The following is a 22,844-nucleotide window of genomic DNA, read 5'->3' on the forward strand; positions in this document are numbered from 1 at the left end:
CCCTTCCCCCGCGCTCCGGCGCGGGCCACACGAGGTGGTTCACCATGAACGCCGCGCTCACCGAGCAGCGAGCCGACCGGCCGTCCGGGCCGGCCCCCCTGTTCCGTCCGGTCACCCGGCAGGAGTTCGCCCGAGCCGTCCGGGAGTTCCTGGACTCCCCCCAGCCCGGCCCGGTGCCGGTCCCCACCGAGGATCGCGCCGATCTGACGGAGAGCGTCGAACTCGCCGGCCGGCTGTACGGCGGCCTGCGCCGGCCGCACCCGCTGGACGTGGGCATCGTCCTCGGTGAAGCGCACCTGCCCGAAGGGCTGGCGGAGCTGGCGGGTCCGTTCGCCCGGACGTGGGCGGGCGAGGAGGAGTTGGCGGACGTCGCGGCGTTCCGGGCCCGGCACGGCGGTTCGGTGCTGGTCGTCGGCTGCTACGACCGGCTCACCCTCGACCCCGTACGGGCCCTGCTGCTGGCGACCTACCGCGGGCCGCGGCACGGACTGACGCTGCTGAGCGGACGCGACGGCGCCTCGGTCTGCTGGAACGTCGCCAAGCAGTACGCGCGGCCGGCGCTCGACGTCGACGCGCTGGGCCTGTTCACCGACACCGACCGGCCGCCCCGGCTGCCCGGTGTCCAGGTCTTCGACGACCGGGACTTCGAGCGGGCGGACATCCAGGCGGAGATCCTGGGCACCCGGTGGCTGCGGGTGGGCTTCCAGGGGCACGGCAAGGACGACAGCGTCAACCTCGGCGAGTTCACCATCTGCGGTCTCAACGCTTCGGCCCCGGCCACCCCCGGACTGCTCGGCCCGCGCTGCGCGTACGGGCTGCCCTGCTACAAGCCGGAGGACAAGCTGGTCCCCCTCAACCGGGTGGAGGCCGTGGAGCTGGTGCTCAGCGCGTGCAACAGCGGCCCGCTCGCGGACCTCGCCCTGTACGACCCGAAGTACCAGCTGTTGCTGAACGCCCTCGACGGCCCGGCCCGTACGGTGGTCTCGGCGGTGTCGGTGCACGACTCCGACCGGCCGGAGAACGTCGCCTGGATGCACGGCGCCCTCGTCGGCGCGGACTCGGTCGACACCCTCAACGCCAGCCTGGCGGGCTCGCACCCCTACCCGGCGTTCATGCGCTTCGGACTGCCGGGTCCGCCGGAGGACACACCGGCGCCGCCCCCTGCGGCGGACCACCGCCCCGACCCGCTGCTGCTGACCGTGGGCGGTCGGCTCACCGCCTACCTCGCCTCGGACCTGCTGCCGCACAACCACCCGCTGCGGCCCCGGCTGACCAAACTGGCCCGGAAGGTCGACCTGTGGGTGGCCAGGCCCACCCATCTCGCCGACCAGTCGCCCGAGCAGATCAAGGCATCGCTCACGGCGGACCTCCAGTCCCTCGACCATGTCATCACCGAGCAAATCTCGGCCGACCCCGAGACCGAGCTGATGAACTACCCGGCGTACTTCGGTGACCGCAGCACCCTGGACCCGCGGGTCCGGGAGGTCACCTGCCACTGCGGCCGTCCCGCGCAGGAGTTCACCCGGCGCGGTCTGCTCCCGCACGTCCTGGACACCACGTGTGCGGTCTGCATGCGGTGCGGCGATGTCACCTTCCGGATCCCGGACGCCCCCGCCCTGCTCGCCCACGCCGCAGACGAGGTCGGGCAGGGCGAGGTGCTGGAGGTGCGGGCCACGGTCACCGCGGCCCGCACGGGCCCGGTCCGGCTGGGCCTGTTCGTACCGACCTATCTGCGCGAGGACACGACCGTGGAACCGGCCACCACCAGGCGCCGGCTCCCCGGTGGGCGGGCCGAGGACATCACGTTCCGTGTGCGGTTCGCGCCCGGCACCGCTCCGCAGGCCTACTACTTCACGGTGTTCGCCGTACAGGACCTGGCGGTCTCCACGGCCCGGCGCCACTTCGGAGTCGTCCCCCGTACCACCTGACCGCCCCTCCCCCTCCCTCCCATGCCCGACCACCCGCCCACACCCCCGTAAGGAGAAGACCATGGAAAGCCAGAACGTCTCGGAGCGGAGCACCGCGCCCCAGGGCAGGCCGGCGATCGAACTGATCGAGCAGAACGGCCAAGTCACCCTCAGCATCGGCGGCGAGCAGGCCATGCAGGCCTGGGAGCGCGACCTGATGTGGGCCAGCGCCGACATGCTGTGCGAGTACGGCCAGGACTTCTACGAGGTGGGGCTGGGCCTGGGTCTGTCCGCGCTGCGTATCGCGGGCAATCCGGTGACCCGCAGCCACACGGTGCTGGAACTCTTCGGCGAGGTCGAGGACCTGTTCCGCACCCGGTACCCCGCGGTACCCGACACCCTCACGGTCGAGCGCGGCGATTTCTTCGAGCGGATCTTCGAACTGCCGTCGGAGAGCGTCGACGGGATGTTCTTCGACCCGGCCCTCGACATGGACGTCTGGACGGACGCCGCGCTGTGGGCCCGGACCATGCCGGAGGTCGTCCGGGTGCTGCGCCCGGGCGGTGTCTTCATCCCGTTCTTCAGCACCAAGCCGGAGCTGCGCTGGCAGTACCTCCCGCACTTCCGCCGGATCCGGGTCGAGCGGCACCCCTTCGTCGCGTACGACACCACCGAGTACACGCACGGGGGTACCACCGGCGACGCGTTCATCCAGTGCTTCCTCAAGGACTGACCACGCATCGCCCCTTGGCTCTCCGGAGCGGGCACGAGGCCCCACCGCCGACTCCACAGGAGGACGCTTGAGCAGGTCCGCTCGGCTCCTGGCAGCCGTGCTCGGGTGTGTCGCGCTGCTCGCCTCGATGACGGGCGGCGCACCACCCGGCAAGGAGCGTCATACCGATACCCGGACGCCGGCCTCGGCGGCGTACACGGTCGAGCTGGCCGGTGACTCCTCGGGAGGCCAGTGGTCCGGGCACGAGCGGGTGAGCTTCACCAATGTCTCGGCCGATCCGCTTCGGGAGGTCTTCCTCAGGCTGTGGGGCAACGCCCACGGGGGCTGCGCGGCGCCGGCGGTCACCGTGACCCATCTCGCCGGGGCCACCGCGGACGGCCTCCACGTCGGCTGCACGGCGCTGCGGCTCGCCCTGCCGACCCCGCTCGGTCCCGGCGAGCGCCACACGATCGACTTCGACCTCACCGTACGGGCCCCCGAACTCGCCGACAACGCCGGGAGGTTCGGACGGCACGGGGCGTACAGCCATTTCGGCAACGCCCTGCCGCTGCTCGCGGTCCGGGACACCGCCGGTTGGCACCTCGCCCCGTTCACCGATACCGGGGAGTCCTTCTACACCCTGGCCGCCGACTTCACCGTGGCACTCGACCACCCGGCCACCATCGTGGTGCCCGCCACGGGCAGCACGTGGGACACCCCGGGGACCACCGGACGGACCGTCACCACGGCGACGGCCCGCAAGGTACGTGACTTCGCCTGGTCCGCGGGCCCGTTCGACACCGTCTCCCAGGTCATGGCGGGCGGGGTCACGATCAAGGTCCACAGCGGCGCAGGCATCACGGCGGCGGACACGCGGGCCATGCTGGCCGCCACCGGGTCGGCGATGGACACACACGCCCGCGCGTTCGGCGCCTACCCCTACCCCGAGCTGGACGTCGTACTGGACAACGACCTCTGGTTCAGCGGCATGGAGTACCCGGGGTTCGTCCTGAACCGGGTGAAGACGTCCGCCCTCATCCATGAGATCGCCCACCAGTGGTGGTACGGCATCGTCGGGGACGACCAGTACCACCAGCCCTGGCTGGACGAATCCTTCGCCGAGTACGCCACCGAACTCGCCCTCGGCCGCGACGGCTCGGACTGCTGGAGAGCCGTCGAGTGGACGACACCACAGGAGCGGATCACCAACGGCATGGCGTACTGGGACGAACACCCGGCCCGCTACGAGGACGTCGTCTACACCTACGGCGCCTGCGCACTGCACGACCTACGCCGGACGATCGGAGCCGACGCGATGACCCGCCTGCTCCACGACTACGTCCGCACCCACCGCTACGGCGTGAGCACCACACCCGCGTTCAAGGCCGCCGCCCAGTCCGCCACCACCAAGGACCTGACCCCGTTTTGGACCACCCACCGGATCGACGACTGACCGACCCCGATGCCCCGACCACTCACCGGGACGACGTCACACAACGCCGAGCGGGCGGCGCGCCCCCTCACCCGGCTCCAAGCCCCGACCCACACGAAAAGCGCGATCACGTGGGACCTGAGCATCGGCTCCACGGTGTGCCGCGCCCATCAGCATGCGGCCGGGGCCCGCAAAAGCAGGGCGACGACCCGCAGAAAGAACCACCGGGCGGTGTGTTCACCGAGCCGGGACATCACGGTCCGGGACGCTCACGCGGCGGGTTCACGACCAAGCCGCGCTCTGGCCGTCGAGCAAGGTCAGAGGCCCATGTCGATCGTGGTGACGGCCGGGCGGCGCGGCGACTCGCCGCAGTTCGAGCCTGTGCTGGAGAAGGTCCGCGTGCCTCGTATCGGACCGGGTCGCCCACGCGCGTCCGCCCCAACCAACCGGGTCCGCGCGGACAAGGCGTACGCCTCCCGCAAGAACCGTACCTACCTGCGCCGCCGCGAAATCCGCTGCCAGGCCGGACCGCAGCCTTCGGCTCGGCCGGTCCGACATATCGGCAACTCCGCCCCCGCGCACTCACATCAGCCAACCTAGAGCGCTCCGACCCACACCCTAGGGCCGGCCTCGAAGCGCAGCCAGGTCTTCTGAGCCGCGTCCTCGGCCTCCCTGACGCTGCCCAGGATCCGGTAGGCGATCGAGAACAGCAACGGTCGCAGTTCTGCGAACTCCTCGGCCCTGCCGACAACCTGACCCGCTTTTCGTCCGTCCGGTGCTCATTCGACCGCTGACCGGTCAGCGTGCGTCTCGCTGGCCGGTCGGCTACGGATATCCGCGACTTCGCAGTTGCTCCCGTGATTCCGTGCTTCAGTGCCACTTCCCGGGCTGGTAGTCACCCCCGGGCTGCCGGGTGATGATGTTCATCCGGTTCGCCAGGTTCAGGAAGCCGACCAGCAGCACCAAGGCGGCAAGCTGCTGCTGGTCGTAGTGCTTGGCGGCGTTCGCCCATACCTCGTCGCTGACGCCGTGCGCCGCGTCCGCGAGCCGGGTTCCCTCCTCGGCCAGCTCCAGCGCAGCCCGCTCGGCGTCGGTGAAGACCGTGGCTTCCGGCCACGCCGCCACCAGACCCAGTCGCACCGGGTCCTCGCCGACGGCAAGGGCCTCCTTGGTGTGCATGTCGAGGCAGGCGGCACAGCCGTTGATCTGGCTCACCCGCACCGAGACGAGTTCCTGCGTGGTGATCGGCAGCGTCGTGTCCCTGAGCGCCTTGCCCGCCGACATCAGGTACTTGAGGGCCTTGCCGGTGCTCGGCTCGGCCATGAAGTCCAGTCGCGCGTCCATGGTGTGTTCCTCCGTGCTCGTGAGTGGCTACACACCCGAGACGAGGCAGCCTGCCGCCCTGTGACTTGGCAGAGATGTGACCTGCATCACTGGAGCGACCGGGTCTTTTCGCGGGCGGACGCCACTCGAACCAGCGGGCCGAGATCCGGGCGAAGGTTCTCGCCCGCTGGGACGACTGAACGCGTCCTCCGTGTGCCCCCGGCGGCCCACTACCCTCACGCCAGTCACTCCCCTGGCACAGTCACATACATCAGCACCCGGGAGTACCCGACCGGAGGAAGTGGAGGCTTCGCCTTTTGGCCCAGCAAGACCCTGGATGGTCGATGCCGACCGGGCGGGACGCCTCGATCGCGGGGAGCCTGCCTTGGGGCGCTGCGCGTCATCCGACACAGAGGTGAACCCATCAACTCCTCAGGCATCGGTACGGAGCATCCCGACGGAACCTCTGCTGTCCGGAGCAGCACGCCGTCCATGCAGATCTGTCTCCCATCCGACGGCGACGGCCGCCAAGCGCCGGAGGCAGTATCGAGCGAGCCGCCGCCGAGCTACTCGGCTTTTCCCAGCACGGCCGAAGAACAGGAGCAGACGCGAGCAGATGGGACTCGGTGCCGCGATCGGCTACGACGACCCGGACTTCGGTCGGTCCACGGTGTGCCCGGAGTCGTCGGCCCGAGCGGCGAGGAATCGGCTGGAGCAGACCCGGATGACCGCTGCGGCCACCGAGTCGGCCGGCCAGTGCCACCCATGTGGGGATCGTGCCCCGCAGACCGGGGCGGCCTCCCGGGCCGAAGGGCATGGGTCGCCCTCCGAGAACCGGGTCAAGGCGATGCGGTGGTGATCAAATCGTTGCCGCATTGCGTGCAACCGCGTGAAGCTCTCCCTTGTCACACAGTCAGCCACAGGGGCCTCTGACCGGTGTTCCTGTGTGTTCGGTTCAGGCTTCAGGGGAGAGGGCGGGCCGGAGATGGGGAAGACGATGTGGAGAGCGGCGGTGGTCGGCGGGGCGGCGGTCGTGTTCACGGGGGTGGCGGTGCCGGCGGGAGCGTCCTCGTACACGACGGTCAAGAAAGCGACCTCCAGTGGTACAGGAGCGCTCAGAACCACGGTGAAGGCGACCGGGACGGGGACGTGGCGGTGGTCATGCAGCGGGGACTCCGCCTCCGGGGCGAAGTCGTCGACCGGGGACCATGTCGCCGTGCGGTAGGCGACGTGCGCGGGCCAACTCGCTCGGCGCCGACATCACCATGCTCGTCGCCCACCAAGAACGACAAGCTGCTGGACTGTCCGCTCCCCGCTGCGGCGCGCGTCGACGGCCGACAGTCCGGCGAACAGCCCGACAGGGGGCACGAGAAGTGAAGCGACGCGAGAGATACGCCGCTGAGGTCAGGGAACTCGCCAAGGCCGAAGGCACCCTCGCGGCGCGACAGGTCATCCAGCCGTGGATACACGCCGTGATCGCCGTCGCCTGCGCGGTCGTGGTGTGGGTGATCCCGGCCGAGGACGCCCGGGCCGTGGCCTTCGCCTCGGTGGTCTATCTGCCGCTGTTCGCGGCCGTGGTGGCCGTACCGCTCGGGAGGATCGTCTGGCTCTACCGGCTGCCCGAGGACGAAGGACCCGACGCCGACGCCGATGAGGTGAAGGAGTTGGGGCCCCGGGTCTACATGTGGGGAATGGGTATCTCCATCGCCCTCGTCGGAGGCATCGGTGCGGTGGTGGCCGCCCTCGTCCCGGCCTCCTGGATACGCTGGCTGCTTCCCGTCCTGGGTATGTGGGCTGTGCTGGAGGCGGCACACCGTGACCGGGGCCAGTACCGGCGGGCACATGGGGTGGTCCGTGCGGCTGCCGCCACCCCCTGGTACGACGACTATCACACGCTGATCCGCGAGCGGCGGGAGCGGGTTCGGGGACCGGGCCGGCGGAGTTGATAGGGCCGGGTACAGCTGACCTGGGAGCGGACGCTCCAGAAGGAGGAAACTGAGTGAACGCCGTGGTCCTGGTCCGACGGCACAGCGTCCTGACGGCATTGGCGGCAGCGGTGACCGTCGCGGTATCCGCCTCCTGCGCTTCGCCGAGCGGCGGCGAGTCCGAATCGTCCTGCGAATACCGGGTCGAGTACGACCGGCGCGTGTACTCCGACCTCGCCAACGCCGACTTCAAGATCGGGGAAGAACTGGGCCCGGCGACTGTCCCACCCTGCGACGACACACCCGGTGATGGAAACAGTCCGGTTTCGCCGGACTTGACGATCGCCTACGCGGTCGAGGGAGTGGATCCCAGCATCGCGATCGCTGTGGACGACGCACCCGATGGCGTCCTGTTCATAGCCAAAGCCCTGGAGAACGACCTTCCTCCGGAGGTCAAGAGACTGGTCGGAGGCTCCTGACACTGGAGCGATCGCCTGTCAACGACGATCGCACCCCCCTCCGTTGCGGCAGCCGCGACTGTGTGGCCGTGCTCGCCGGAGGCCTCGTACGTCACCGTTACCGCCCTGTCGGTCGACGGCGGCACCTGGCCCGGAGCGGTACACCGGGTAGCGGCGCTGGGGCCGTTGCGCGCGTACTGGGTCGGCGGTCACCGGGGAATCACTCCGCGGTGCAGGGCGGCTCGGGGCGCGAGCCCGGAGGAAGTTCCTCGCGCTCCCGGTCGTTGAAGGGCCGGTCCGCAATCCGGCAGAGGGATCGCCACCAGGTGTCCGTTTCGATGGCGAGTGTCTGGATCTGGCCGCTGACAACGAAGCGGACTGTGGAGTCGGGCAAAGTGACGGCTCCGAACCCGCTCCCGCCGGCCGGGGACGGACCGGCGCCCACCGCGCGGCCGGAAGGTGCGTCGTACAGCGCGAGGGTGTTGCCCGCGTCGAGCACCAGCAGCCGGGTCGTCCCCGCGAAGGCGACGAGCTTGGAACCGGTGGGAAAGGGCACGGTGTTTCCCACCTTGCGTCCGCTCGCCACATTCCAGAACCGTATCTTTCGGTCCGAGTGGGCGACCGCGGCGAGGCTTCCGTCGGCACTGAACGTGACCGAAGGAGGTTCCTGTGTCAGGAAGAGTGGATTCCGCACGCCGACCGACCCGTCCCAGCGGGTCACCTGCTTGCCTTCGACGAGGTCCCATACGGTCACCTCTCCCGTTCGGCTGCCCATGCTGGTGGTGATCAGGGCCTGAGCGGGGTGCCCGGGACGCGGGACGATCTGGCCGATCGGGGCGAAGGGTGAGGGGGCGCCCTGCGGTGCGGGAGCCACCCGCAGCGCGGGAGCGAGGATGGTCGCGGTGTCGGGATCGACGCGCAGCACCTCGTTCGAGGACAGCAGTACGGCGAGGTCGCCGTTGCCGAGTTGGGTGACCCATTCGATGTGTGACCCGTCCGGCATCGGCAGCTCGATGTCCGCGCGACGGGCGGGATCGTCGGCCGCGTGCAGGCTGATGGCGCGGCCTCCCGGGTCCCACAGGGCCACCTGTCCGTAGCCGTCCGTGTCCATCCAGGTCAGCTGCCATCCCTCCGATCCCTCCGGCTCGCCGGGCGGCACGGCGGACCGGATCGGAACGCCCTCGCCGACGACGTACAGCCGGTTCTCCTGGAGCACGGCGAACCGATCGGCGGCCGGGGCCAGGGCGACAGCGTTCACACCGCTCTCGAAGTCGAGGTCGCCCGGCGGCAGGCCCTCGACCGGGTTGAGCAGGAGCAGGCTCTCGCCGAGTGCCGCGGCCATTGTGGGTACTCCGCCGTCGCTGCGGGGCGGCCAGACGGCGACGGGGACACTCTCCTCAGCCGTGCCGTCCGTGGGGACGATCGCCGTCCACGTCTTTCTCGGGGCAGTGTCCGGGCGTACGGCGGTCACGGCGAGGACCCCGTACTCCGGGACGCCTTCGAGCGGGTCGCCCGCTTCGGCGAAGGCTGTCCGGTACAGCCCGGTCGCGTCGGGATCGAGGAACCTCAGCGGGAAGCCCGTGCCCTGTTCGGTGCCGTCCAGGGTCATGAACGCCGGGCGGGCGTTGCTCACTCCGGTCTCCAGCAGCGTCCCACGCGCGGTGAACCGGATGATGGAGCTGCTGTCCGTGACCAGTCGCCGCTTCTCCTGTCCGTCGGACAGCGCGAACACTCCGGCCGACCAGGTCGGTTCCTTCGAGTCGGGCCCGTTCCAGGTGACGGCGACGCTGTCCCCGCCTGCGACGAAGGTCGCTGACTCGGCTGGTCTGTCCCTGATCCGGTCGGCCATGGGGATCGGCCGGCCGGTGGAGACCGTCCAGGCGTCCAGACGAGCCTGCTGATCGGTCCCGCCCGCCTCGGCGTCGTAGGCATGCAGGCGCAGCAGACGTGTGCCGTCGTCGGAGAAGTCGAGCGAGGGTCCGAACACCGCGTGATAGGCGGGTCCCGCGGCCGATAGAAGCCGTCCCGCGGTGTCGTCGGAGCCGACCTCCCACAGGCGGACCGAGCCGTCGGCGGCGGTGACGGCGTACCACCGGCCGTCGTCGCTGAAGGCGTCCTGGAAGTCGCCTTTCGGGATGCCCTGGAGGGTCCGGCCCCGTGGCTGGTCGGAGGTCGCGCCGGTGATGAGCCGGATCTGGCCGCGGGTCTCGTCCTCCGACTGGATGACGACCGCGAGGGCATCGCCTGCCGGGGCGGATTCCATGGCTGTCGCCCTGCCCTGCCACAACCCGGTGCGTACGCTCTCGACGCCCCGCATGCGCAGGTACTGCCGGAACAGCGCCGCCTCCGCCTTGTCGGTGTCCTGCGTCGCCCACGCTCCCATCGCGGCCTGCACGGAGAACTCGAAGTCGGAACTGGCGCGTTCCTCGGAAAGGTCGGCCAACTGCTGAGAAGCGAGGGTGCGCAGGCGCTCCTCGGCCCGGTCCCGCCGCTGCACCGCGTCCACCGCGAGCAGGGCCGTCAGCACGGCGAGTACGACGGTGACGGCGGCGAACGACATCAATCCGTACGTGCCCATGCGCGCGCGGCGCCGACCTGCGGCCAGATAGGCGCGCTGCCGCTCGGTGACGTCGGCGGCGCGCTCGGTCAGCCAGCGCTTCGCCGCCCCCAGCAGCCGCTCGGGCGGCGCGGCCAGCAGTCGGCCGCCCGACTCGCGCCATCGGCGGGCATGGTCCTCCACCTCGGCCTGCCAGGCGCGGAACTCGGCGCCCTCGCGCAGGCAGTCGCCGAGCCACTGCCACTCACGCAGCAGGGCCTCGTGCGCGATCCGCAACGACTCGCCGGACTCCTCCGCGTTGTGCGGTCGGGTCCACACGAGCAGTTTCTCGCGCACCATGCGCCGCGCCAACCGTGTCTGGCTGTCGTCGAGTTCGGCGGCCGGTACGTCATCGGGCACGAACCTGCCGACCCCGTCCGGGCGAGCCAGCCGCTGGAACAGCCGCCGTGCCGCGATCTCGTCGGCGGCGCCGTCAGCGACGGCGTGGTCCAAAGTGGCCTGGGCGTGCCCCGCCAGTGCCCCGGACAGGCCGCCCAGTTCCTCGTACGCGGCCGTGGTGAGACGTCCGCCGGTGCGGTGGCGCCACAGCTCGGCGAGGGTGAACTCCAGCAACGGCAGGCAGTTCGCCTCCCCATGCGCCTCCTGGGCCTCGTGCGCGTCCCGCAACAGCCGTTGCAGGAGGCCCGGTTGGAGCGTGATCCCGGGAGTGGTCCGCAGTGGTTCCGAGACGATCTCGGCCAGGGCCGCCTCGGAGAGCGGGTCGGCGTACACGAGCGCGGCCCGACGTTCGGCCGCGGGCAGCGCGGGAGCCAGTACGTCGAGCGTGGCGTGGCGAGCCGACAGCACCACCCGCAGCCCGCGGCCCGGCACCGTGTCGGCGACATCGGTGAGTTCGCGCAGCCAGGTCACGATCTGCCGGGCCGCCCGGGGCGCCGCCGCATACTCCTCGAACTGATCGAGCAGCAGCACGCACAGCCGGTCCCCGGCCGCGGCGCGCAGCCGCTCCCGCAGGTGGGCCAGCGCGATCCCGCCCTCCGACAATGCCTGCCGTACGACGCTGACGCGCGAGTCGTCCGACGCCCCGCCCTCGGCCGTGTCCCACAGGGCCAGCAATGCCTCGCCGAGGAACTCGGCAGGAGCGTCCGCCTCCCGTGGCGTGCGTACCGTGACGACCGCGCGTACGTCCCGCAGCCGTGGCAGCAGTCCCGCGCGCAGCAGCGAGGACTTCCCCGTGCCCGACTGGCCGGTCAGCAGTGTCAGCGGACGGACCCGGACAGCCTCCGCGAGGTCCTCCGTCTCCCTTTCGCGGCCGTGGAAGAGGTGCGAGTCCTCCTCCTCGAAGCGCAGCAGGCCCTTGAAGGGGCCCGATCCGACGGCGGCGTCCTGGAGGGCGAGGCGCCGTTCGGGGACGAGATACGCCGTCCCTTCCAGGCCCGCCCGCCCACGCGTCGCGAGCATTCCGACCACCGCGCGTGCCTGGACGTCCCAGACCGGACTACCGCTGAAGCCGCCGGTGAGCGGCACGCTGCCGTGCCCGGCGTCGAGCTGGAAGCGGCCCCTTCCCTCGCCGCCGCGCAGGACTCCGTGGGCGTTCACTCCGCTGCGGGTGGTCTCCGGGAAACCGTAGACGCGGGCCTCGACCCCCCAGGGCGGCGCGTCGAGACCGGCCGGCGGCAGGGGCATGGTGCCCGGCACCTCGTCGGCGAGACGCAGGACCAGAATGTCGTCCGCCGGGCGCCACTCGGCGACGGTGGTCGCGACCGGCGCCGACGGATCCGCGAGCAGCGGGAAGTCCACCCGTAGCGGCACATCCGGAGCCACCGAGTCCGCCTGTGGCCGTCCGACCAGCAGGTGGGCACAGGTGCAGACAAGGTCGGGAGCGAGGAGGAATCCGGCGCCGCGCGGTTCGCCGTCCGGGCCGAGGATCCGGGCGAGCCCCCATTCGAAGACCGCGCCGGAGGACGACGAGAGCGGTGGCTTTGCGTCAGAGGCTGCCATCGCTCCCACCCGTGACGGGAGCGGTGATGTCCCCGGCGATGACGGCGTTCTGCACGGCGGCTACCGGGCGGCGTCCGGCGCGCCGGGGTCCTCGGGGCGGGGGTCCTCTGGGTGGAGGGCCTCGGGGTGGAGGGCCTCGGGGCGGGGTGCCTCGTCCGCCGGCTCCGTGTCACGGCCCCGTGCGTCCGGCTGCTGCTCCCACTCCAGCAGGATCTTGAAGTGCCCCTCGGAGGCGGCACGGGCCAGGACGACGCCTGCCTCCGCGCTCAGCTTCACCCCGAACTCCAGGGCCACCCGGTCAGGCATCTGGGGCATCGCGCGCAGCGAGTCCAGTACGTCCTGCGCGGCGGGCCGGACGCGGTCCACCGCCTGCCGCAGGGTGTCGGCGGTGTCCGCCGTGCGGTCCGTCCGCCGCCGGGAGATCGGCTCGTACGGGTCACCGTCGTAAGGCCCCGACGAGGACACGCCGTCGACCTCCACCCGCACCACCGTGCCGTCGCTCGTCCGGAACTCGGTCGTGTCCGTCATCGTGTCCGCCGACCCGTTGCTTCCGTCACACCACTGCGCCGCATGGGGGAAGAGCTTAGGTATCGCGCGCACGGCGGGCAACGGCTCCAACGGTCAAAGAAAGCAGGTGAGTTGCAGCCATGGCCGAACGGGACACCAGCGTCCCTGGGCGGGGCCCCGATCCGTTCATTGGTGGAGTTCTGCCGGTGGTGCACGACGTGCACCGGGCGCAGGTGCTGCGGGTCGACCGAGACGCCGGTCTCGTCCAGCGGGCCTGTCGGTGACCGCGTCCTTCGCGCCGCGCTGCGGCCACAGGCTGCGGGCTGCGGGCCAGCGCCATGCCGTACATGGAGGACTCTTCCGTCACGGAGTACCTCTTCCACGTCCCCCGCCGGCACGGGCTCCTCGCGGTGCGCGACCAGCGGGAGGCGCGCTGGCGGTCGAGTGGTGGTCGACTTTCGGCCATGGCGTGAGCTGGCCGCCGGAGGCCAGCGGAGGCGGTCGTGGCTGGTGAGCACAGTGGCCGGTAGGCACCGTCGGCGCCCTCGCGGTCCTGGTCCCGGCGTCTTCTCCGATGACGCAGATCCGAGCGGCGCATTGTGCCGCGGAGCTGGCGCCTTCCAGGCGTTTGGCCACAAGCCCGGGTCCCTGCCGGGAGCGGCATTCGCAGTATCCGCGCATGCGTCGCACCCGCCGCACCCGCCGTATCCCCAAAGGAGATCTTGGCCATCGCATGGCCCACCGATGAATCACGCGAGAAGCGAAAGATGGTAGGGGCAGACACCTCCAGCATCACATCAACTGCCTCGAAACTGTCCGGTATTCGATCGCGCCGAGCCGGAGGCAAGGGCAAGAATCCGGTCAGCGCGGCGAAGGGTCGGCGAAGGTCGTTGTGATTTCGCTGTGCCTCCGCAGCGAAACTGCATGAATTGACCAGGGAAGTGCCAAAGCCCTTGTTGAGCGAAGACCAGAAGATCCGGCACGATGCCGACGAACTCCGACGCCTGCTGCTGGGCGAACTCGGCAACATGCCCACCGAACTGGAAACCATCCAGAATGCGGGTCGAGTGTTCTTCAACGACCCCGAGGGAATATCGCTCTACGGAAGACCGCCGAGTCAGTGGTATCGCGAAGGATTCCGGGTACCCGGCCGTACGCTGGTGGAGGCCTGCATCGATCCCACCGCGGTGCGTATTACCGAGGCCGTGCGCGACACGCTCTCCGCCCGGGAGACCCCGGAACTCGTCGTCGATCTTTTCGCCGGGTCCGGGAACCTGATGCTGCACATCGGGCAGAGCTTGGCCAAACCCGTCCTGGGAATCGAGAAGAACCACACCGTCGCGCGGCTCACGGCCCGGAATCTGTCCCTTCAGGGCACCTCGCCCTCCTGTCTGCGCCACGGGGACTGGGGCGCCTACTTCACCGCACCCTGCCCGGTCGAGGGCGTCTGCCTGTTCATAGTGGCGCCGCCGTGGCAGAGCGCGTTCTCGTTCGCGCGCGGTCTCGACCTGCGGCTGACCCAGCCGCCGGTGTTGACCGTGCTCGACACCATCGCCGCCCGGAGCGGGGCCGGCCGGAACGTGGCCGTGGTGCAGACCCCGATGCGCAGTGACGTCGACGCGGAGTCCCTGAGCGAGCTGGCCGCACGCCACCGCATCCTGCACGCCCAGCCCGGCTGCCTGATCGTCGAGGTTCTCGGCCGCGTCCGGGAAGGAGCACGCCATGACCAGTGAGCGATTGTCGGTCCGGCTGGTGGAACAGGGCGTCTGGGCCAGCCGCCGCGAGTCGATGCCCCTGGCGTCGGGCTATCTCAAGGCCACCGCGCTCGCCGACGAACGCATCGAACACGGCGCGAACATCGAGATCGTCAGCTTTCGCGGTGGAACGACGCTCGCCGAGATGGCCGCCGAGTTGTTCACGGGTGCGGTACCGGACGTCCTGGCGTTCTCCGTGCTGGGCTGGAACTACCGATCCTTCGGCGAACTGGCGGAAACCTTCAAACAACTCAATCCGCACGGTTGGGTCGTCTTCGGCGGCACCCATGTGTCCGGCCAGAGCGAACGGGTCTTCCGGATGTACCCGGCGGTGGACGTGGTGGTCAACGGCGAGGGTGAATTCGTCTTCCGCGAGATACTCCACGCCTACCTCGACGGCGGAGATCCCGGCGATCTCGACACCCTGAGCCACATCGACGGCATCTCGTACCGGAAGCGGGACGGAACCGCGCGCACGACCCGCGAGCGGGAGCGAATCCAGGACCTGGAACAGATACCGTCTCCCGTTCTCACCGGAGCCATCCCCCTCACCGACACGGACGGCGCCTTCCGCTACCGGGTCGGCCTCATGGAGACGAACCGCGGCTGTCCCTACAAATGCGCGTTCTGCTACTGGGGCGGGGCGATCGGGCAGAAGGTGCGCACGTTCTCCCGGGGACGGCTGCGCGCCGAGATCGAGACGTTCGCCCGGCTCAAAGTGCACTCGATCTTTCTGTGCGACGCGAACTTCGGGATGCTGCGCAGCGATGTCGACTTCATCGACGACGTGATCGCGGTGCGCGCGGAGTACGGATTCCCCAAGGCGCTGGTCGCGTCCTGGGCGAAGAACAAGTCCCTCACCTTCTACGAGATCGTCAAGAAGATGAAGCGGGCCGGCCTGCACAGCTCTTTCGTCCTGTCCCTCCAGACCCTCGACGACGACGTCCTCGCCACCATGAACCGGAAGAACATGAAGGTCAACGACTGGGAGGATCTCGTCAGCTGGCTCGCCACGGAGAACATGGACGTCAAAGCGGAACTCATCTGGGGCGCGCCGGGAGAGACGCCGGAGACCTTCATGGCGGGCTACGACCGGCTGGCCCGCCACGTCACACAGATCTCGCCGTATCCGATGATGATCCTGCCCAACACGGACTACGCGACGAAGAAGGCCGAGCACGGTTTCATCACCGTGCGTGGCGACAGTGACGATTTCGAGTATGTCCTGGCCCACCGCAGCACGAGCCTGACGGAAAATCAGGAGATGCTCCGCCTGCTGTTCTGGATCAGGGTGCTCGCCGAGATGCTGGTACTGAGAAACATCTGGGTCGGCATGGCGGAACTCGCCGGGTTCACCCAGACACAGCTGCTGCGCGACTTCGCCCGCTGGATCGACGGCGCGGACGGCCCGGTCGCGGGCGCGCTGCGCGCCGCGCGGGACGCCACGGTGGGAGGCCGCGACCAGCGCGGTGTCGCCGTCGGCATCCTCTACACCGACCCGGCCGCCAAGGACCTGCTGCGGCGCTGGTGGCGGGAGAGCGTCCGCGACCGGCTGGCCACGGAACACCGTCCACTGCTCGACGAGATGATCCGCTACGACCTGGAGACCCACCCCGTCCACGCACCGCCGGAGGCGGCGACGGAGCCCGGCCTGCCGACCGAGGTCCGGGACGGCGTCGAGTACTACGTCGCCCGCGCGGTCGGCTTCGCCTACGACATCCCCCGGATCGTCGCCTCGCTGCGCGCCGGCCGGCCCGTCGATCTCACTCCCCGGCCGACCACGTTCGACCTGTACTACCGGCGCGGTTCGGAGCACGTGGTCCACTCCACGAGCCACGAGATCCTCTACTACCTCGGCAAACCTCTCCAGGGAGACGACATGTGAGGCCACGCCGGGCCTGGTCCTGGGTGCCTTCGCGGGCCAGGGTGAGCGGCCCGTCCTCGACGGCGCCCATCGCCAGGCGGAGCAGCGTGACGGGGTGGGGGGCTATGCCGTAGCCGAGGTTCGCAAGGGCGTGGACGTCGAGCAGCCTGCCCCTGCCGGTCCCGGTCCGGCTGATCGTCGGGGTTGGCTTTGCCAATGGCTGTGCCAGACGCACGCCGACAGGCACGAGCAAGCTCAGGGCGCGAGGTACTCGCGGCACCGGCGATCCGCCTCGCACCCGGGATACAGGCCGGCCCATCCGCCCGGTGTGTCGTGGGTGCCGCGGGAGAACCAGGTGACGGCGTCGCCCCGCCGGTACGTCAGCCCGCTCTGGTCCTGCGTCGGCGGGGTCTCCAGGAGCAGGGCGAGGTCCTCGGTGCCGAATCCGAAGTCCTTCAGCCACATCGTGATGATCTCGCCGGGTGTGCACCCCGGGCACGGCGAGGTCATGAAGTCCTCGTGCGACTCGACGAAGAGGAACAGATTGGACAGGGGGCGCTCGTCCCCCGCGCAGGCTGCCTCATACACAGGGCCGACCAGCCCGCGCCAGTACGCCTGGACGCTTCCGGTGTCGTCGCCGGATCCGGTGATGCCTTCCAGATTGGCGCCTGCGCACGCGGGACTCGGTCCGGTGGGCGGCAAGTTCGTCGGGTCCTGCGCTCCCGGTCGTGTCTGCACCGGGGCGGAGGAGCCCGGGGAGGGGCCGCGGTGGTCGTCCTGGACGAGTGCAGGGCCAGCGTCATGGCGGCGGAGAGCACGGCCGCCAGGGCGAGCAGGGCGGGGTGGGGGCGGCGGCGGTCGTTCACCGAGCGCCCGTACCAGCCGTCGTCTGCCCCTGTTCCACGGCTGTGTTGGGGCACGCCGCCGTGGGCGGGAGGGTCTGGCAGAGCGAGAAGTCGCTCTGCAACTCGAAGACACGGCGGTACTGGCTCCCGGTGCCCGAGGCGTCATCGCTGGACGCCGTGAGTTCGAAGGGCCGTCCGTCGTCGTCGACGGTCAGGGTCTTGGGGTCGTCGCCGAGCATGTAGGTGACGCGGAGCCGGAAGGAGACGTAGTGGCGCTCGGTGTGGGCCCGCACGAGGACGACCTGCTGTTTGCCGTCCCGCAGGGTGATGGTCCGCTGGGCGAAGAAGGGCTTGCCCGGCTTGATGGTCGCGCTGGCGTCGTCATAGACGGCGTCCCGGGCCTGGGGGCGTACACGGTCCATGTCGAACATCATGTTCATCGTCGGGGAGCCCGCCTGCGGCGGGGCGCTGAACAGCGTGCCCGACCAGGGCGCCGTACGCGCCACGATCTCCGGCTCGATGCCGATGATGTTGATCTGCTGGTTTCGGCGGCTGGTGAAGACGGTCCGGAGCGTCAGCGTCTCCAGGTTGACGGCGCCCACTTCGCGCAGTGCCTGGTCGAATCCGGTTGCGGTGGCGGCGCCCGGTTCCGCCATGAGTGCGGTGAGCCGTGCGTCGGGTCGGTGGTCGTCGCGGGTGACCTTGCTCAGGCCCTCGTCGTCGAGTTGGACCATGTCCACCGACACCGCGAGCTCCGGCCCGGAACGCAGTCCGTCCTGGATCGCGGGGACGTCGACCACCTCTCGGGGCGTGGCGATGATCCAGTTGCCGAGCATCGCCGCCAGGGCTCCCGCGACCACGGGTACGAACCATATGCGTAACCCGACAAGACGGCCCCGCAGTCCGCTCGGCCCAGGCGCGGTTCCCCGTCGCCGCTCCTGGCGTTGCCAGGCCCGTGTGGTCGTGCGCCCGCGCCGCGACCACGTGGCACGCCAACCTGGTCCAGAACGTGGTGACACGGCGCCCCCCGGAGCAGAAGTCGGCCGACGGTGGTTTCCCAGTGGTCTGGGCCCCCACACCCGTACGTTCGTGTCGGACGGGCATACGCCGGCCGGAAGTGCGACGCATTCTAGAGGCACCGCCCCGCCGCACACACCGATCACCCGGCCTCGCCGAACTGCCCGCGCTCCAGTAGGCGGAGGGGAGTTGCCCTGGGCTCAGCCCCTGCGTGTCGGCGACGGCCCTGGTTGCGGGCCCACCTCAGGGGACCGGGTCGGGGTGGACGTCGATCACGCGGGTGCGGGCGGCGCTCTCTTGTCGGGCCGTGGGCTCCAAGTCGCGGTACAGATCGTGATACAGGGTGTGAGCCGCCTTGGCCGGCCAGTCCGGCGGGAGGTGCGAGACCGGGAGCCGTGGGTCGGCGCGCGCGATCTGGGACCACTCGCTCTGAAGCAGCAGTATGCGGGTGAGGGCGCTCGCTTTGGCCCGGCCGGTCGGGTCGGGGTGCTCCCAGCGGGCGACGAACGCGCGGTACCGGGTGGCGATCGCCTCCAGGTCGAAGGCGTCGTGGATGAGCTGCACGCTGTCGGTCGGCGGGACGGGTCGGGCGATGAAGGCGCGGACGGCCGGGCCCAGGTGCAGGTCGGAAAGCAGTGCCTCGGTATCGACCTGCCCCGGCGCGATCCACATGCCGTTGTGCAGCAGGCCGAAGCCACGCCAGGTCAGCCTGGACCGCAGCTGATGGCGTTCGGCTCGCTGCCCTTCCGGCAGTGAGAACCCCAGGACGGTCCATTCCCCGTCCCACGGCCAGTCGGGCGGCTGGTGAGCGGCCTTCTGACCATCGGCCAGCACCGCGGATCCGTGGGCGGTGAGCGCGTAGAACATCTCCCGGCGGTGCTTCACGCGGGTCAGCAGTCCGCGGTCGGTCATGCGGGTGAGTGTCGAGCGGACCGCGTGGGTGGAGATCCCCAGGTCGGCCAGGACATCGATGGCCGAACCCGCCGCCAACGCCAGGGGTCGCTCGTACACGGTGAAGCCGAACAGCATGAGCGCGAGGAACTGGGGCCGGTGGGCCCGCGCCAGCTCGGGCGGGTCTTCAGGGGTGTCGTCCAAGGGGCGGGGCGGTAGAGGCACGGGTCGATAGTAAGGCCGGACCCTAAAGGTCGCCACATCATTGACGACCGCCAGATAAGTGCCTAGCTTTAAGGGAGAGCGTGTACCGCACGAAGGAGGAACGACATGGCGACGACGTCACTTCCGGACCGGCCGAATCCTGTGAACACCGAGGTCACGGAATCGGAAGGCCGGGCACTCGGCACCTGGCAGACAGTGCTCGCTACGGAGCGTGACGGCATTGCCTGGGTGGTGCTGAACCGTCCGGAGAAGCGCAACGCGATGAGCCCGACCCTCAATGACGAGATGGTCGAGGTGCTGGACGCCGTCGCGGCCGACGAGCGCTCCCAGGTGCTGGTCCTCACCGGCGCCGGCAACTCCTTCACGGCCGGGATGGACCTCAAGGAGTACTTCCGTGAGGTCGACGCGCTGCCGCCGATCCAGCAGGAGATGCGCCGCCGGACGGCCCATCTGTGGCAGGGACCCCGGCTGCGTGGATTCCCGAAGCCGACCATCGCCATGGTGAACGGATACTGCTTCGGCGGCGGGTTCACGCCGCTGGTGTCCTGCGATATCGCCGTGGCCGCCGAGGACGCGCTGTTCGGGCTGTCGGAAGTAAACTGGGGCATCATTCCGGGCGGCAATGTGCCCCAGGCGATCGTGCACACGATGAGCCTGCGCGACGCCCTCTACTACAGCATGACCGGCGAGACCTTCGACGGCCGCAAAGCCGCCGAGATGCGCCTGGTCACCGAGGCGGTCCCGGCCGACCGGCTGCGCGAGCGGGTGATCGAGATCGCCCAGTTGCTGAAGTCGAAGAACCCGACCGTGCTGCGGGGCACCAAGGAGGCCGTGCGGCACATCAGGTCGATGGGCTGGACAGAGGCGGAGGACTACATCAACACCAAGCTCGCCGCCGCGATCAACACCGATCCCGAGCAGGGGCGGGCACGGGGGCTGGCCCAGTTCCTGGACGAGAAGTCGATCAAGCCCGGTCTTCAGGGGTATGTGCGCCCGGGCTCCGGGTCCGAAGGCGCCGCACAGTGAGCACCGCACGCTCCGACACGGACGCGCCCCCGGACACGAACCCGGACACGTGGCGCGAGGGAAGAGTGAGTCCCGCCGCCGACGCGGCGGGCGGCGGCAGCCGTTCGGCGATCGCCAGGATCGTCACACCGGAGTCGATCGCCGTCATCGGGGTGTCGACCCGTGCGCGGTCCGTATCGCACACGTTGGTGGACAACCTGCTGTCCAACGGCTACGAGGGCCGGCTCCACCTGGTCGGACGGCAGGCCGGCGAGGTCGCGGGACGGCCGGTGCTGCCCGGGACGGACGCGCTGCCCGAGCCGGTCGACCTCGCCGTGGTGGCCGTACCGGCGGCAGCCGTGCCCCAGAGCATCGCGGGCCTCGCCGGTCGTGCGGCGGGCGCGGTGTGCTTCGCGTCGGGGTTCGCCGAGGCGGGGCCGTCGGGACAGGTGGCGCAGCAGCAGCTGGCCGAGGTGGTGCGGGCCAGTCGCCTCCGGCTGCTGGGACCCAACTGTCTCGGCTTCTTCAACTACGTCGACGGCGTTCACATCAAGATGACGCCGATGGCCAAGCAGCAGCCGATGCCGCGCGACCGCGGACCGGCGGTGGCGGTGGCCGCGCAGAGCGGCTCGCTGGCCGCTCATGTGGTCGGCTCCCTGACGCGGCGAGGCGTACCGATCGCGTACTCCGTGTCCACGGGCAATGAGGCCGACCTGGACCTCGCGGACTTCGTCGAGCTCTTCCGGCAGGAACCGCTGATCGGCACGATCGCCGTCTACGCGGAACAGATCCGGCGACCGGACCGCTTTCTCGCCGCCGTGGCCGCGGCCCGCGCCGCGGGCAAGCCGGTGGTCGTGCTGCACCCCGGCCGCAGCGCCGCGGCCCGGGCCGCGGCGCAGTCCCACACCGGAGCGCTGAGCGGCGACCACGCACTGATCAGCACCGTGCTCACCGGCGTCGGCGGAGTGGTCGCCCATACGCTTGAGGAACTGATCGACCTGACCGAACTGCTGCGGCACGAGCCGGAGTTGAGCGATGCCGGGCTGGTATCGGTCAACGGCTCAGGTGCCGTCGGTGTCCTCCTTCAGGACTACGCCGACGACGTCGGCCTGCCGCTGGCCGAACTGTCCGCGCCCACGCGCGCCGCGTTGGCCGAGCGGTCGCCGGACTACCTCACCCCCCGTAATCCGGTGGATCTCGGCACCGGTCTCGCCCTGGACGACACGATCGTCCCGGCCGCGATCCGGGCCGTGGTCGACGATCCGGCCACGGGAAGCCTGCTGCTCACGCTGCCCTATCTCAACCAGCCCTCCATGCGCTCGGCCCTGGAAGGCTTCATCGCCGAGACGACACGGGCCCGGCGGATCCCGGCCGTCTTCAGCGTCGCCGAGGAGGACCGGGACCTGTGGCCTGAGGTCGCCGAGTTGGCGCAGCGCAGCGGGGCGGTGACCAGCCGCTCTCCCGAGCGCTCGGTGCGGGCGCTGGCCCGGCTGCGCGAGGTCGCGGTCGCCGCTCGGCACGGGCGGCGGGAGGTGGGCCCCCGGGCGGAGCCGCTGGGACTGCCTGCCGGTCCGCAGGCCGAATGGCGGGCCAAGGAGCTGTTGCGCGCGATCGGTGTCCCGGTCCCGGACGGCAGCCTGGTCTCCTCGGCCGATGAGGCTGTCGCCGTCGCCCGGAGTCTGGGGTATCCGGTGGCGGTCAAGGCGCAGTCGGCCGCGATGACGCACAAGAGCGATCTCGGCGCGGTGGCGCTGGGTCTCGGTGACGCCGACGCGGTGCGCCGTGCGTACGAGCGGGTGTGCGGCGCGGTGGCCGATCGGTTGCCGACGCTCTCCTTGGACGGTGTCCTCGTCGAGCAGATGGCCGAGCCGGGCGTGGAACTCGTGATCGGCGGGCGCCGCGATCCCGCCTGGGGCCCGGTGCTGCTGGTGGGGCTGGGTGGCGTGTGGATCGAGACCCTGCACGACGTACGGCTCCTGCCGCCCGACCTGAGCGCGCCCGACATCGCCGACGAGTTGCTGCGTCTGAAGGGTGCCGCGTTGCTGACCGGGGCCCGGGGCACGGCTCCGGTCGATGTCAGGGCGGTCGCCGATGTCGCGGTCGCCGTGGGCGAGTTCATGATCACTCACCCCGAGGTGAGCGAGATCGATCTGAACCCGGTGATCGCCGGACCTCGCGGGGCCCGGGTCGCCGACGCCCTGCTGGTGCTGGCGGCGCCCGACGCCCCGGCTCACTCATCCGGTCCGTCACCGGACGGCTCCGGCGCGGGAGCAGAGACCGACGCCGCCCGGCCCGCACCGGATCTTCCCCTCTCGGAGACGACCACCTGATGACGCCGCTGACCACGATCACCCGGTCCGGCCGCTTCGGCGGCGACGGGCGACCGGGTGCGGGCACGGCGAAAGGGCTCCCACCGGCCGCCGG

The 22,844-nt window shown here is 70.4% G+C and carries 17 protein-coding genes and 2 pseudogenes; 11 read left to right on the forward strand and 8 right to left on the reverse strand.

Going from position 1 to position 22,844, the window contains the following annotated elements; translation table 11 throughout:
• Nucleotides 1-44: 44 nt before the first annotated feature.
• The 4 genes from ACFXAZ_RS21005 to ACFXAZ_RS21020 all read left to right on the forward strand — a co-directional run bounded on the left by ACFXAZ_RS21005 (nt 45) and on the right by ACFXAZ_RS21020 (nt 4,651).
• Nucleotides 45-1,928 carry a hypothetical protein gene (locus ACFXAZ_RS21005; protein WP_384593184.1) on the forward strand — a complete coding sequence of 628 codons (1,884 nt, stop codon included), beginning with the start codon at nt 45-47 and terminating at the stop codon, nt 1,926-1,928.
• A 61-nt stretch (nt 1,929-1,989) separates the two neighbouring features.
• The gene (locus ACFXAZ_RS21010) at nt 1,990-2,640 is read left to right on the forward strand and encodes a class I SAM-dependent methyltransferase (protein WP_384593187.1); all 651 of its coding nucleotides are present in this window, start codon (nt 1,990-1,992) and stop codon (nt 2,638-2,640) included.
• A 67-nt stretch (nt 2,641-2,707) separates the two neighbouring features.
• Complete coding sequence (locus tag ACFXAZ_RS21015; RefSeq protein WP_384593190.1) at nt 2,708-4,072, forward strand: M1 family metallopeptidase; 1,365 nt, start codon at nt 2,708-2,710, stop codon at nt 4,070-4,072.
• A 9-nt stretch (nt 4,073-4,081) separates the two neighbouring features.
• Nucleotides 4,082-4,651 carry a transposase gene (locus tag ACFXAZ_RS21020; protein WP_384593193.1) on the forward strand — a complete coding sequence of 190 codons (570 nt, stop codon included), beginning with the start codon at nt 4,082-4,084 and terminating at the stop codon, nt 4,649-4,651.
• A gap of 26 nt (nt 4,652-4,677) precedes the next feature.
• Here ACFXAZ_RS21020 and ACFXAZ_RS21025 read toward each other — a convergent pair.
• Nucleotides 4,678-4,773, reverse strand: a pseudogene (locus ACFXAZ_RS21025) (sigma factor); the annotation flags it as partial.
• A 148-nt stretch (nt 4,774-4,921) separates the two neighbouring features.
• Nucleotides 4,922-5,395, reverse strand: coding sequence for a carboxymuconolactone decarboxylase family protein (locus tag ACFXAZ_RS21030; protein WP_384593196.1), 474 nt, complete (start codon nt 5,393-5,395; stop codon nt 4,922-4,924).
• Nucleotides 5,396-6,747: 1,352 nt separating this feature from the next.
• Here ACFXAZ_RS21030 and ACFXAZ_RS21035 point away from each other — a divergent pair.
• Nucleotides 6,748-7,320 carry a hypothetical protein gene (locus tag ACFXAZ_RS21035; RefSeq protein WP_384593199.1) on the forward strand — a complete coding sequence of 191 codons (573 nt, stop codon included), beginning with the start codon at nt 6,748-6,750 and terminating at the stop codon, nt 7,318-7,320.
• 53 nt (nt 7,321-7,373) lie between these two features.
• Entirely contained in the window at nt 7,374-7,778 is a 405-nt protein-coding gene (locus ACFXAZ_RS21040) for a DUF6281 family protein (RefSeq protein WP_384593203.1), read from the forward strand.
• Nucleotides 7,779-7,977: 199 nt separating this feature from the next.
• Here the strand turns inward: ACFXAZ_RS21040 and ACFXAZ_RS21045 are convergent, their stop codons facing one another.
• On the reverse strand, nt 7,978-12,312 hold the full coding sequence (locus ACFXAZ_RS21045) for a trypsin-like peptidase domain-containing protein (protein WP_384593205.1): 4,335 nt from the start codon (nt 12,310-12,312) through the stop codon (nt 7,978-7,980).
• A 60-nt stretch (nt 12,313-12,372) separates the two neighbouring features.
• Nucleotides 12,373-12,840: a CU044_2847 family protein gene (locus ACFXAZ_RS21050; protein WP_384593208.1), complete on the reverse strand. Its 468-nt coding sequence runs from the start codon at nt 12,838-12,840 to the stop codon at nt 12,373-12,375.
• Nucleotides 12,841-13,166: 326 nt separating this feature from the next.
• Between ACFXAZ_RS21050 and ACFXAZ_RS21055 the strand changes: the two genes are divergently transcribed.
• The 3 genes from ACFXAZ_RS21055 (at nt 13,167) to ACFXAZ_RS21065 (ending at nt 16,458) form a co-directional block, all read left to right on the forward strand.
• A complete protein-coding gene (locus ACFXAZ_RS21055; RefSeq protein WP_384593211.1) occupies nt 13,167-13,292 on the forward strand; it encodes a hypothetical protein in 126 nt (41 codons plus the stop codon).
• Nucleotides 13,293-13,748: 456 nt separating this feature from the next.
• Nucleotides 13,749-14,552: a hypothetical protein gene (locus ACFXAZ_RS21060; protein ID WP_384593214.1), complete on the forward strand. Its 804-nt coding sequence runs from the start codon at nt 13,749-13,751 to the stop codon at nt 14,550-14,552.
• A complete protein-coding gene (locus ACFXAZ_RS21065) occupies nt 14,542-16,458 on the forward strand; it encodes a KedN5 family methylcobalamin-dependent radical SAM C-methyltransferase (protein ID WP_384593217.1) in 1,917 nt (638 codons plus the stop codon). The genes ACFXAZ_RS21060 and ACFXAZ_RS21065 overlap by 11 nt, the downstream gene beginning before the upstream one ends.
• A 16-nt stretch (nt 16,459-16,474) precedes the next feature.
• Here ACFXAZ_RS21065 and ACFXAZ_RS21070 read toward each other — a convergent pair.
• From ACFXAZ_RS21070 to ACFXAZ_RS21085, 4 genes and pseudogenes are all read right to left on the reverse strand, one after another.
• A pseudogene (locus tag ACFXAZ_RS21070) lies at nt 16,475-16,624 on the reverse strand (methylisocitrate lyase); the annotation flags it as partial.
• A 68-nt stretch (nt 16,625-16,692) separates the two neighbouring features.
• Nucleotides 16,693-17,139, reverse strand: a complete 447-nt coding sequence (locus ACFXAZ_RS21075) for a hypothetical protein (protein ID WP_384593220.1) — start codon at nt 17,137-17,139, stop codon at nt 16,693-16,695.
• Between the two features lie 160 nt (nt 17,140-17,299).
• Complete coding sequence (locus tag ACFXAZ_RS21080; RefSeq protein ID WP_384593223.1) at nt 17,300-18,142, reverse strand: hypothetical protein; 843 nt, start codon at nt 18,140-18,142, stop codon at nt 17,300-17,302.
• A 400-nt stretch (nt 18,143-18,542) separates the two neighbouring features.
• Nucleotides 18,543-19,415 (reverse strand): PaaX family transcriptional regulator C-terminal domain-containing protein, encoded by an 873-nt coding sequence (locus tag ACFXAZ_RS21085; protein WP_384593226.1) that lies wholly within the window; start codon nt 19,413-19,415, stop codon nt 18,543-18,545.
• Nucleotides 19,416-19,520: 105 nt separating this feature from the next.
• On the opposite strand from ACFXAZ_RS21085, the gene ACFXAZ_RS21090 reads away from it, so the two are divergent.
• Nucleotides 19,521-20,441 (forward strand): p-hydroxycinnamoyl CoA hydratase/lyase, encoded by a 921-nt coding sequence (locus ACFXAZ_RS21090; protein WP_384593229.1) that lies wholly within the window; start codon nt 19,521-19,523, stop codon nt 20,439-20,441.
• Complete coding sequence (locus tag ACFXAZ_RS21095) at nt 20,438-22,750, forward strand: acetate--CoA ligase family protein (RefSeq protein ID WP_384593232.1); 2,313 nt, start codon at nt 20,438-20,440, stop codon at nt 22,748-22,750. The genes ACFXAZ_RS21090 and ACFXAZ_RS21095 overlap by 4 nt, the downstream gene beginning before the upstream one ends.
• Nucleotides 22,751-22,844: the final 94 nt, after the last annotated feature.

Origin of the sequence: Streptomyces sp. NPDC059477 (assembly GCF_042749375.1) — a bacterium.
Classification (GTDB): domain Bacteria; phylum Actinomycetota; class Actinomycetes; order Streptomycetales; family Streptomycetaceae; genus Streptomyces.